Raw genomic sequence first — 11,753 nt, forward strand, 5'->3', positions numbered from 1 at the left:
GATATCTATTCTCAACATCTCTCTGCATGAGTCACAAATAGTTCGACTTGTAAACAATATCCTCAGTTTCAAATGATATTATCTCATCCGGAACACTTTCTTTAATTAGTTTCCTGGCATTTGCATGGCTCGATGTCTATTCGTCTTTATTGAGGATGAATCCTATTGACGAATAAACACTTAATCCCGGCTATGAGAATTTATAAATTCTCGCGGGCAGCTGCATGTAGTCGGTGCTATATGTTGAAGAGGAGTTCCTCGTAGCTGGGATACGGCCAAATGCGCTTGTCGGTAAGCTTTTCCAGGGCATCTCCGTAGATTCGTAGTTGAGCCATCGCAGGAATCACTTCCTTGTAGTAGGTGAAGGCTTGGGCCTTAACATCCTCTTCCATCGAGATAGCCGCTTTCATCTTAGCTTGCAGATTTTTTGATGCGCCAAGCAAACCATTGAGATTCATTCCAATTCCCCGCAGTTGAGCTATCAATTCCTTACTTTCCACGTCGTTCTTTTCCAATCCAGCGACAGTTTTGTCAAGTCTTGAAATATACTCGGCAACAACTGGGCATATCACTCTTTCGGCCATTTCACACATCACGCCCGCCTCGATATTTATCTGTTTGCTGTAAGTTTCAAGATAGATAGTAACTCTACTTTCCAATTCGACGCGATTTAGCACCTTATGCTTCTCGAAAAGCTCTACTGCTTCATCCTCGAGGTAAGTCAATAAGGCCTCAACCGTGGAACGGATATTTGGTAAACCTCGTTTCTTCGCCTCAGCCACCCACTCATCGCTGTAACCGTTGCCGTTGAAGATAACGCGGCGATGATTTCGGTAGTTTTCGAGGATGATATCTTTCGCCGTAGCCAGAGGATTGTCAGACGATTCGAGGCGATCGGCCGTATTGCCGAGCACCTCGGCCATCGCCGTGTTAAGCACGGCGTTAGGGGCGGCAATAGACTGCGACGAACCACACATACGAAATTCAAACCGGTTTCCGGTAAAGGCGAATGGACTTGTACGATTCCTGTCTGTAACGTCCATGGGTAAATCGGGCAGGGAAGTCACGCCAATCTGCATCGTTCCCTCCTTCTTTGTTTCAAATCTTTCATTTGCAACCAGTTTGTCGAGAATTTCGATTAATTGATCTCCTAGAAAAACTGAAACAATTGCCGGCGGCGCTTCATTGGCGCCAAGACGATGATCGTTACCCGCATTCGCCGCGGAAGCCCTCAGTATAGGGGCGTAAACGTCAACCGCCTTGATTACCGAGGTGAAAAAGAGCAGGAAGCGAGCATCGGCGTGAGGGTCTTTGCCGGGCTTACAAAGATTTACGCCGGAAGAAGTAATAATATTCCAGTTTATATGCTTTCCTGAGCCGTTGACACCCGCAAAGGGTTTTTCATGCAGAAGACATTCCAAACCATGTCGCTCGGCCACTTTGGATAGGGTTTCCATCAGCAACTGATTCCAATCGGTAGCGATACTGCTTGTGGAAAAAACCGTGGCAATTTCAAACTGATTCGGGGCTACTTCGTTGTGTTGGGTTTTAGCACTAATGCCAAGTTTCCAAAGTTCTATATTAACCTCAGCCATGAAATCAGCCACTCTATCTTTGATGGCTCCGAAATAATGATCGTCCATTTCCTGGCCCTTCGCGCTCATTGTCCCAAACACCGTCCTGCCAGTTAATCTGAGATCGGGCCTTGAGTCAAAGTACTTGCGGTCAACCAAAAAATACTCCTGCTCGGGACCTGAATATGCGTTAACCCTCTTCTCATTCTTGTACCCCATGGCATGCAACACCCTAAGAGCCTGCTTATTGAGCGCCTCAATCGATCGCAACATGGGCACCTTCTTGTCGAGCGCTTCACCCGTGTAAGACACAAATGCGGTGGGTATACAAAGAGTCACTCGGTTGCCGAAACGTTTAAGAAAGGCCGGTGAGCAGGTATCCCAGGCGGTATAGCCACGAGCTTCGAAAGTGGTTCGCAGTCCACCCGAAGGAAAAGAAGATGCATCTGGTTCACCCATAATCAATTCCTTACCAGAGAACTCCATCAGCACCGTTCCATCTTCATTTGGCGAAATAAAAGAATCGTGCTTCTCAGCCGTGTAGCCGGTTAAGGGTTGAAACCAGTGTGTATAATGAGTCGCGCCCCTTTGCAGAGCCCAATCCTTCATTGCATTCGCGATAACCTCCGCAATCTCGGCGGAGAGAGTTATCTCACCGGCCTGCACACTCTTGAACTGGCTAAACACTGTTTTAGGTAAGCGCTCCCGCATAGCTGACTCACTAAAACAATTCACGCTATAGACACCTTCTAAACTCTCAAATCCGAGGTTGGACATTTCCATTCTCCCAAGCAGGACAAATTTATGAGAGGGAATGCTACATCAGTATAGGTTTTGAGCCAAGTGCCACTTCTTAGTTTTTTAAACAATTTGCGGAGACGAAAGCTTTCTCTGGAATAGGCAAAGAGCCCAGCTTACAGGCGCCGGGCTTCCAAGTAGTAGCGTTTTTCCGTCGCCTCGCCAATGCTGAACGTCTTTCTGGGGAAAATCCCCGCATCGAGTATACGGCGGAAGAACATGGTTTTATCAATTTCCGGTAGGATTATGCCGAGTCTTCGGTCAGCGCCGGATGAAACCAATTTGCGAACGGAACTCTCCCCGTGGATATAGTCCAAACTGGCTTCAGGCTGGAGTTTCAGATAGGAATCCAATGCCTCCTGTATAGACTCAACAACAAGCCCATCACCCGACGTCCTGATTCTCCAGCGCTCTTGAGTTCCATCCGAATTCTGAATCTTCAATTCGTCTGATGAGAGCTTATTCTCAGTTCCTGGCATTATTGTAATGCCCAATCGTTTTCTTAGGTGTCTCTTCAGTTCGCTATCTTGAACATTGAACATCACCCGATGAATGGGATGAAACACCAAGCCCGGATCGTAAATATTCTCCACCTCAACCATGGCATAACGCATCGGATGATCCGGCGGGACAGTAGACTTCTTCTCAAGCCAAACCTCCCTTGCCGATGCCAAGGAATGATTGCCATCTCCCACGGCGAGAAGTAAATCCGACCCATCCGCAAGTCTTTCAAAAGCCGAAATCAGCGGCTCGGCTTCATCTTCTTTGATATGGAAACCATCAATATGCCCCCCATTCTGCATCAAATCAAAATCGTAAACCTTCTTTCCCGCAGCTCGCGCCGCCATTCGAGCGGCACCCATCACCCAATCATTCGGATCGTCAATGAGCAGGATTATATGCGGCAAATCGAGAAGAGCCGTTCTGCGAATCGCCATCCGCGGCGGCAGACGTTTCAAAATGGTACCCTCGGTGGGCCTTATCAAAGCTCGCGAATCCTCCGAAAAATCATAAGCTTCGAGATCGACAGCCAAAATCAAACCCAAACGTCTGGCTACATGGAGAGTGGAACGATTCACCAAAATGAAACCAGGTGCAAGTTTCCTCAAAGTGGCATTCTGGATAAGCTCCGACATAACCGCCCGAGTTTTGCCAATTTGTTCATTCAAATCATCATCTTCCAGGTTACACTCAGGAACAAACAGATTCAAAGAGGATGGCGAATTTCCCACTATTCGTCGGGTTTCCGCCCAATAAGAGGGTTCAGACGAGAATTGATCGCAGGCGATAACAGCCCACTTCTCAAAACTAACGTCCTCTCTCGGAATAAGAATTTCAGGGAGTTTAATACCCAGATTAGAAAGGCGCTCATTAGAGGTTGAGGTCATATTCTCCCATATCTTTTGCGTCCACGATGTAGGGCACCTTGATGTTGAGGCCCTTATACACCATGAAAGTTTCAATCGCATCTATTCTATCTATCTTTGATAGTTTCTCGCTGAGAAATCTCAAAAGGTTGAAGCCATGTTTAAGATGAACCATAACTATTAAGTCGAAGCGACCGGTTACCACAGCAACCGAAACAACCCGCTCAAGTCGACTAATTTCCTCACCTTTAGTCAAATAATCCATATCCTTAAGCTTCACGCCCAAGTAAGCAATCTGATGGCTCTCCATCACTCCGGGATCAACGTAGCCCGCAATTCTCAAGATACCCTCCGCTACAAGCTTGCGGACCCTGGTTTTAACCGTGTTTTCAGACACCTTCAGGGCCACCGCAATCTTCTTGTAGGATTTGCGTCCATCCTGAAGATGGCCAATAATTCCCTTGTTCACCCGGTCCAGTCGAAACACAAATCTCTCATCTGTTCCTGGCCGAAAAATCCGTCATGAAGGAAATCAACCTATCCACATCCTCAACCGTCAGAGCATTATAAATCGAAGCACGACATCCCCCAACACTGCGATGTCCCTTTAGCCCAATCAGCCCCGCACTGTTGGCGTCTTTAACGAACTGCGCTTCCAGAATCTCATTTCGCAGTCGCCAAACCACGTTCATACCCGACCGGACAGATTTATTCACCGGGCATCGATAGAATCCATCAGAGGAATCGATGGCTTCATAGAGTTTTGTAGCTTTTTGCGTATTCGCTCTTGCAACAACCTCAACACCGCCTTGCCTTTTAACACCTTCAAGTACCAGCTTCATTCCCCAAATAGGAAACACCGGAGGTGTGTTGTACAGTGAATTAGCTTTCGCGTGTACCGCGTAACTCAAATATGAACCAAGATTTTTCGGACTCCTATCGAGCAGCTCATTTCGAATAATCACAATTGACACACCGGCAGGCCCTAGATTTTTCTGTGCTCCTGCGTAGATAAGGCTGAAGCTGTTAACATTGATTGACCGGCTTAAGATGTCGCTTGACATATCCACAACCATCGGGACATCCTGGAATTCAGGGAAGAATTTCCACTGCACTCCCCCAATAGTTTCATTGCTGGTAATATGCAAATAAGCCGCATCAGGACTGGGTTTAACCGACTTAGGACTGGGAAGATTCGCGTAGTTCTCATCCGCTCCATCGTAAATCACATTTACAACACCCTCTTTCCTGGCCTCTTCAATTGCCTTATGTGCCCATGCACCGCTGTTGATGTAATCCGCGCTCCTCCCAGGGGGGAGCAAATTCATCGGCAGCATTGAGAACTGCAGTGTCGCACCCCCACCAAGAAGCAAGATGGAATACTCTGCAGGCACACTCATCAGTTCTCTGATAAGGGTGATAGTTTCCTCATGAACCTTTCCGTAAACAGCACCGCGATGACTCACCTCCACCAGCGACAAACCCGTTTTCTGATAATCCACCATCTCGGCGGCGAGTGATTCAAGAACACTCAACGGGATCATGGAAGGTCCTGCCGAGAAATTGACTGGACGGCTCATAGTTTTCTCCTCAAATATCTGTTATGGTACAATCCTCGTACCCGCATTCCCCTCAAGTGCAGCGCCCAGATGTAATGGGTCGCTTATTATGCCCTCCCTGCCCGTGGCTTGAACAAAATCCATGAGTGCCTGAATCTTTGGCAGCATACTCCCAGGTGCGAACTGTCCCTCGGCTGAAAGCGCCCGGGCCTCCGATACCGAAAGCACATCCAATTTCTTTTGTGTCGACTTTCCGAAATCCACATACACTTTCGGGACAGCTGTTGAAATAACAAAGCTATCCGCATTTAGCAAGCGGGCCAGAAGCGAAGCCGTTTTATCCTTATCGATAACAGCTTCCACACCCTCAATTTCGCCATCATCGTTCAAAGCCACAGGAATTCCACCGCCCCCAGCAGCTATCGTAATCACACCCGATTCCACTAGAGCGCGTATAATATCCAACTCGAGGATTTCAATTGGCTCGGGTGAAGGCACCACACGGCGCCAGCCTCTGCCGGCATCCTCCTTTACCACCCAGCCGTCAGTTTCGCTGTGTTGTCGTGCCTTCTTCTCATCCATGAAGCTACCAATAGGTTTAACCGGATTCAGGAACGCGGGGTCCGCCCTGTCAACCAGCACCTGTGTCACCACGGCCGCCGTACTTCGCTCTTCAGTTTCGTTTCTGATGGCCCTTTGAATGCTATAACCAAGAGCCCCTTGACTATCGGCAACGCAGGAATCCAGGGGAACCTTGTGCAGTTTTTCACGAGCCAATTCCATCCGCCGCAGAATAAACCCCACTTGAGGGCCATTGCCATGAACAATCGCGATATTATGGCCCTTGGCAAACAGTGGAACAAGGCTTCGTGCAGCGTGTCTGGCAGCCTGATGCTGCGCAGAAACCGAAACATGATTCGGGTTTTCGATCAGTGCATTGCCGCCAAGCGCAACAATCAAATTTTTTGGCATTTTCCTCAAAATCTCCCAACAATCAAAATTAATGATAACACCAAAAAAAGAACACAACAAGTGCTGAAAACGATATTATACAACGCAAATACTCGTATTTATCGCAGTATTAAGGAGAAAATTTCTTTGGGCACATTCAGTATACAACTCATGATGGGAGATGATACCTCTCTTCTCGAAAGACGGAAACCACATCATGAACGATCAGTATTATCTTAGATGGATAACAGGCAAATTCTGTGTTAGATTTGAAAAGGATGAAAATTATTATTGCATCGGATTCGTACAAGGGTAGCAATACAAGCATGCGTGTCGCCGAATTGATTGAAGCAGGGGCCAAAGCTGTATTCCCCGAAGCTAGCTACGTCAAAATTCCCATTGCGGACGGGGGTGAAGGTACTGTTGAAGCCCTGACAAGCGGGCTAAGGGGCAAGATTGAGCATGTGAAGGCGCAGGATGCATTGGGCCGTCCGATAGATTCCTTTTATGGCGTTTTGGGCGACAAGGCCGTATTGGAGATGGCAGCCGCAAGCGGTTTGCCTCTGCTCGCTCGGAACGAGAGAAATCCGCTGATAACAAGCACCTTCGGTACCGGTCAGCAGCTTCTTGCCGCGCTGAACGCGGGTTACAAAGATATTACGATAGGTATTGGTGGATCGGCCACAAACGATGGAGGGGCGGGAATGGCCCGCGCACTAGGCTATCGATTTCTCAATTCGGAAGGCAGAGAACTCCCCGAAGGCGGAGCTGCGCTGGCGGAACTCACACGATTAGACGATACGGAAGTTAGCCCCCTGTTGCAGGAAGCGAAAATCAATGTGGCCTGCGATGTGGATAATCCTCTTCTGGGCCCAAACGGTGCCTCCGCCACATACGGGCCGCAGAAGGGAGCTAATGAAGCGGCGGTGGAAGAATTGGACGCGGCCCTCACAAATTTTGCCGATGTGGTTGAACGCTGGAAGGGTTCAAAACTGCGAAACAGCCCCGGGACCGGTGCCGCAGGCGGACTGGGCTTTGGTTTAATGGCTTTTTGCAATGCCAGAATAGAAAGCGGAATAAATACCATACTCGACTTGGTGAACTTCGAAAGCCAACTCAAAGGAGCTCATCTGGTTATTACAGGCGAAGGCAGGATAGACGGACAAACTATTCGAGGCAAGGTTCCTGTTGGAGTTGCAATTCGGGCCAAGAAGTGCGGCATCCCGGTATTGGCTATTGTTGGCGATATTGGTTCGAACGCAAAGGCGGTGTTCAAATACGGGATAGACTCAATTATGAGTACTGTGGATCGTACCATGCGGCGGGATGAAGCGATGGAACGCTCTTCGGAAACCCTCCAGGATGCTGCACAGCGGGCCTGCATGATGATACGTATCGGAATGAAAATCGCGGAGTTATAAGATGAAATCTGATTCTTCCAATGATTTTTTGCGTTCTGACAAGCGGACCACGGAAAATAATTGTCTATCGCCTGATCGTGCGATAATTTTTTGATTTGTTAAAACATTTTCTCAAGATAGTGGGTGGAAATTTATTAGGTGGAAATTTTTCGGAGCTATTCTGATTATTGGCTGAGACGGGGCAAGGCGGTGACAAAGGAAATCAAAACTCCCGCGGCGAGCCGGGGATGGGGGAGAACTGGTCGATTGCGGTACTTGCGCAAGCTGAGCCCAATCCTCTGCGGCCTAATATTTCCAACCAATCTCCTGGAGGCAGCTAATCACTGGGGCTCCGCGCATGGCCCACTTGACGGAAGGAATCTCCACACACCGTATATATCCTGGTTCAGTTTCCCCGCCAATTCAGCCACTCCCCTGCCTTTCGGAACAATTCGCGCTGGTACCGCCCTTTACTTCCTGAACGAATTCGTCACCAAGGGTTTCAATGCTGATGATTACTCTTCCATTGCTGATAGCGGGAAGTTAAGTGCATATGAGCAGGACGAATTAATCCTGATCGACTATGAGAGCACGGTTGTAGAATTCAGCTTTGATTGGCAGGCATTCAATTCATGGCGTTTCAGCGCGGATTGGCGTATGCACTTTCGGTATGGTGGTTTTTTTGATCAAGTCATTGAGTGGTGGCATGGAATTTTTGGGTTCCCCAATGCTGGACGTGAGTATTTCGACAATTATCGCTCGTACTGGAGTATCAGGAGTGAGAAACAGTGGCAAGCCAGTGGCTCGATTCCCGGAGCAGGTGATGTTGATTTACAGGCTCTTTGGAGTTTTTGGAGCAATTCGGAGCTATTCCTGGCTGCGGTCTTTGCGTTTAAGCTGCCAACTGGACGCAGCGACCTGCGATACGGTTCAGGCTTTCCGGATATCGGTATGGCTCTCCTCCTCGATTGGTATCCGCGGGATCGCTGGGGATTTTATCTGAACACCGGTATTGTCATACCACTGGCCGGCGAGGGACGCTCGATGATCCAGGTGATTCCCGCGGTCGAATTCCGGATGATTCCCGATATTTCAATCCTTACACAGCTCAACATTCAAAGCACGCCGTTTATAGGTGAAATGCCGTTTACACATAAACTTTTCGGGCGAGTCAACCATTTCACCCTACCTCAAACCAGCATCAAAATAGGGTTTAAAGGACATGTCGGTCGTTTTGGCTGGCAGGCCTATGTAGAGGAAGATATTCTTACCTGGGAGGGGCCTGACATTCTTTTCCACTTAGGCGTTACCTGGAGTTTTCAGACTTCCTCTCCAAAAACCGTTGTACCCGAAAAAGAAAAATCTCCTGTTGAAACGCCATGATATATTTGATTTGCGGTGAAAAAAACGAAGGCAAAACCGTCCGTCTCAAACAGATATTCCTCACCGTAAGAAATGCATATGGTTTTGCCGCCGAGAAGATGTTCAAAGGCGGCAGCCTGGTTGCATATAATCTTGTGAACCTTCGTAACGGAGACAGCATTCTCCTGGCTCAAATCCGCATCGAACCGGACGGATGCGTTGCCGAGAGCTTTGCCTATGGACCTTTTTGCGTCAATGCTGCCGCTTTCGTCTGGGCAGAAGAGATTTTCGAGGCCGCTCAGACGGCTGAGGCCGATGCCTTTTTCTTTGACGAAATTGGAAGAATCGAACTAAGCGCCAGAGGTTACTCAAAACTCATGCGTACGGCCCTGGAATCAGATATGGATATATATATGACAGTTCGCAACGCCAACATTGTGGATGTAATTCGCGAGTTCAGAATAAAGGAATATGTGCAAATCAGGGCCCGCTAGCGGTCCACGGTCCAATTTGCCCGAGAGCTTCAACTCCATTACTGGTGGCATCATCGTGATTTTTCCAGTCACTCATTCCTTAACCTTTCCGTCGCAGTTCAACGTCAAGCAGGCGAAACGAGAGCGCAAATGGCTGATGTGAGGTGGAATCAGGCCTCCGCCAATGTGTAGATGCCTACAACGTCTTTTTTATCGAGTTTTTTCACTTCCCCGAGGGCACCGCTGCGCAAAGCTTTTTCAGCCATTGCAGCATAGCGATTATCCTTCACTCCCAGTGCCTTGAGGTTTGTTGGCATTCCGATAGAGTCATAGAAGGCCTTATGTCGTCTTATCCCCTCAAGCGCAATCTCCTCATCCTTGTTGGTGACATAGTTCACGTTCCAGACTCGCAGTGCAAATTGAACCGCCTTCGCCAAATTCTCCTTTAGCACATATTTCATCCATGCGGGGAATACGGTTGCCAGACCCGCGCCATGGGCCACATCATACTGGGCGGATAGTTCATGCTCGATGCGATGACTGGCCCAATCGCCCACGCGGCCAAGACCAACAAGATCGATGTGAGCTATGGTGCTGGCCCACATTAGTTCGGCTCGCCCGGCATAGTCTGTGGGATTGGCCAACACCTTGGGCGAGGTATCGATAATGCTGCGCATAACCGCCTCGCATAGCCTGTCGCTAAGGTTGACATCCTCAGTGTGAGTGAAATAGCGCTCCATAACATGGGAAAGCATGTCGGTAATACCGCAGGCTGTCTGAAATGGGCTAAGAGTGTAGGTGAGCTCGGGATTCATCAGGCTGAAGATTGGCCTCATCAAGTCGTGTTCGCAGTCAAACTTCGATTTGTTTAACACATCGGTGACTACAGCACTTGAACTGCCTTCGCTGCCGGCGGCCGGCAATGTAAGAATAACGCCAATCGGAAGCGCCTCGGCCACAGTGGCTTTTTCAGTAAAAAAATCCCATACGTCGCCCGAATAAGGTACCCCTATGGCAATCGCCTTTGCCGAGTCTATTACACTTCCGCCACCCACGGCCAACACACCGGTAACCCCGGAAGAGCGACAGAGGTTTATTCCTTTCTTAACCAGTTCCAAACTCGGGTTGGGTTTAACCCCTCCCAGCTCGACAATCTTGGCGCTCGTTTTGGCCAGGTGTTTTTTAACCCGATCGTAAAGGCCAGATTTCACTATGCTTCCGCTTCCGTAGTGCAGCAAAATCACCTTGCCGAGCTTTGGGCTTTCCTCAACCAGCGATGCTTCGGCATTGCGACCGAATACAAACTGGGTTGGGCTTATATATCTGAAATTGAGCATATTCCCTCCATGCTTTCATATTATCCTGTTTTGGTTGCAGGCACAAGATTAAGAACTGCCATAGCATAAACAATGCTTATCGTCGCAGAATTTTGAATAACGACTCCTTCAAGATTAAACTACAATTTCGAAGCCACAATGAGAAGACCCGAACTGAGATTTTGAGGCCGATTTCGGTTTCTTTGCTTTGCCAGGCTAACTCCGAGGGATAGTCCCGGGTGCGTAGAGTCATCTCTTGTTTAGCGAACGACACGCCGCTCTAGGGAACGACACGCCGCTCAGGCTGAATTCCTAGTAGCTTTTAAGCAACTCTCGAAGAAATAGGCGAACCCTGCCAATCGAAGGAATATGTATGCGCTCATCAGGCGAGTGGGCTTGGAGTATGGTGGGGCCAAATGAAATCAAGTCCAAATCCGGGAAGCGCTCACCGATTGCGCCACACTCCAAACCGGCATGCGACAGTTCCACCTCACACTTTGTGCCGAAGAGTTCGGCCCATATGCGCCTGGATCGTTTCAGCGCGTCTGAATTCTCATTTGGTTCCCAGATCGGATAGTGATTCCCCGTGTTGAAGCTTCCGCCGTAGATACGGGTAAGCCCCGCAATGATATCTGAGAAATCGGTACCTCGGCTCAGTCTTGCGCTTCGCCTGTTTGCCAGCACCTCGATTTTTTCTTCCTTGCTGCGGAGTACGGCAAAATTCATGCTGGTTTCCACTAAATTATTCGAGTACATTGCCTTAACCCCATGTGGAATCAGGCGAAGTGCATCGATTAATCTCGCCAGATGGGTCGGGGCTATTAGTCCTACTTGCGGGGAGGAAGCTTCTTCAAGCTTTGCATAGAAATTCTTTTCGATGTCCCCAAATTCTTCAACGATTGTGTTCGAAAATTTATCCAGGATTGTTTGGATTACGCTGAGGCGTGATTTTG

Annotated in this window: 10 protein-coding genes; 3 read left to right on the top strand and 7 right to left on the bottom strand. The window is 48.7% G+C overall.

Annotated elements, in window-relative coordinates; all coding sequences use genetic code 11:
• Positions 1-236: 236 nt before the first annotated feature.
• The 5 genes from S1OALGB6SA_RS07205 to arcC form a co-directional block, all read right to left on the bottom strand.
• Entirely contained in the window at positions 237-2,351 is a 2,115-nt protein-coding gene (locus tag S1OALGB6SA_RS07205) for a glutamine synthetase III family protein (RefSeq protein WP_230204489.1), read from the bottom strand.
• Positions 2,352-2,488: 137 nt separating this feature from the next.
• Positions 2,489-3,760 (bottom strand): DUF1015 domain-containing protein, encoded by a 1,272-nt coding sequence (locus S1OALGB6SA_RS07210; RefSeq protein WP_195910363.1) that lies wholly within the window; start codon positions 3,758-3,760, stop codon positions 2,489-2,491.
• On the bottom strand, positions 3,744-4,226 hold the full coding sequence (locus S1OALGB6SA_RS07215) for an Lrp/AsnC family transcriptional regulator (RefSeq protein WP_124033014.1): 483 nt from the start codon (positions 4,224-4,226) through the stop codon (positions 3,744-3,746). Before S1OALGB6SA_RS07215 ends, S1OALGB6SA_RS07210 begins: the two co-directional genes overlap by 17 nt.
• A 7-nt stretch (positions 4,227-4,233) precedes the next feature.
• A complete protein-coding gene (gene serC / locus S1OALGB6SA_RS07220; protein WP_124033015.1) occupies positions 4,234-5,319 on the bottom strand; it encodes a 3-phosphoserine/phosphohydroxythreonine transaminase in 1,086 nt (361 codons plus the stop codon).
• A gap of 21 nt (positions 5,320-5,340) precedes the next feature.
• Complete coding sequence (arcC, locus tag S1OALGB6SA_RS07225; protein ID WP_124033016.1) at positions 5,341-6,270, bottom strand: carbamate kinase; 930 nt, start codon at positions 6,268-6,270, stop codon at positions 5,341-5,343.
• A 239-nt stretch (positions 6,271-6,509) separates the two neighbouring features.
• Between arcC and S1OALGB6SA_RS07230 the strand changes: the two genes are divergently transcribed.
• From S1OALGB6SA_RS07230 to S1OALGB6SA_RS07240, 3 genes are all read left to right on the top strand, one after another.
• Positions 6,510-7,670 carry a glycerate kinase gene (locus tag S1OALGB6SA_RS07230; protein WP_230204490.1) on the top strand — a complete coding sequence of 387 codons (1,161 nt, stop codon included), beginning with the start codon at positions 6,510-6,512 and terminating at the stop codon, positions 7,668-7,670.
• Positions 7,671-7,808: 138 nt separating this feature from the next.
• A complete protein-coding gene (locus tag S1OALGB6SA_RS07235) occupies positions 7,809-9,032 on the top strand; it encodes a DUF3187 family protein (RefSeq protein ID WP_124033017.1) in 1,224 nt (407 codons plus the stop codon).
• Entirely contained in the window at positions 9,029-9,505 is a 477-nt protein-coding gene (locus tag S1OALGB6SA_RS07240) for a nucleoside-triphosphatase (RefSeq protein ID WP_124033018.1), read from the top strand. Before S1OALGB6SA_RS07235 ends, S1OALGB6SA_RS07240 begins: the two co-directional genes overlap by 4 nt.
• Positions 9,506-9,654: 149 nt before the next feature.
• Here the strand turns inward: S1OALGB6SA_RS07240 and S1OALGB6SA_RS07245 are convergent, their stop codons facing one another.
• Positions 9,655-10,821: an iron-containing alcohol dehydrogenase gene (locus tag S1OALGB6SA_RS07245; protein ID WP_124033019.1), complete on the bottom strand. Its 1,167-nt coding sequence runs from the start codon at positions 10,819-10,821 to the stop codon at positions 9,655-9,657.
• A gap of 291 nt (positions 10,822-11,112) precedes the next feature.
• On the bottom strand, positions 11,113-11,753 hold a 641-nt coding region (locus S1OALGB6SA_RS10305), incomplete at its 5' end, for a zinc-binding metallopeptidase family protein (protein ID WP_503465883.1).

The sequence above is a fragment of the Olavius algarvensis spirochete endosymbiont genome (genome assembly GCA_900608495.1).
GTDB lineage: Bacteria > Spirochaetota > Spirochaetia > DSM-2461 > DSM-2461 > UBA2779.

Bases quoted from the DNA above. Each gene is read 5' to 3' on its own strand.
- serC (WP_124033015.1), bottom strand. From the start codon at position 5,319: ATGAGCCGTCCAGTCAATTTCTCGGCAGGACCTTCCATGATCCCGTTG.
- arcC (WP_124033016.1), bottom strand. From the start codon at position 6,270: ATGCCAAAAAATTTGATTGTTGCGCTTGGCGGCAATGCACTGATCGAA.
- S1OALGB6SA_RS07210 (WP_195910363.1), bottom strand. From the start codon at position 3,760: ATGACCTCAACCTCTAATGAGCGCCTTTCTAATCTGGGTATTAAACTC.
- S1OALGB6SA_RS07205 (WP_230204489.1), bottom strand. From the start codon at position 2,351: ATGTCCAACCTCGGATTTGAGAGTTTAGAAGGTGTCTATAGCGTGAAT.
- S1OALGB6SA_RS07245 (WP_124033019.1), bottom strand. From the start codon at position 10,821: ATGCTCAATTTCAGATATATAAGCCCAACCCAGTTTGTATTCGGTCGC.
- S1OALGB6SA_RS07240 (WP_124033018.1), top strand. From the start codon at position 9,029: ATGATATATTTGATTTGCGGTGAAAAAAACGAAGGCAAAACCGTCCGT.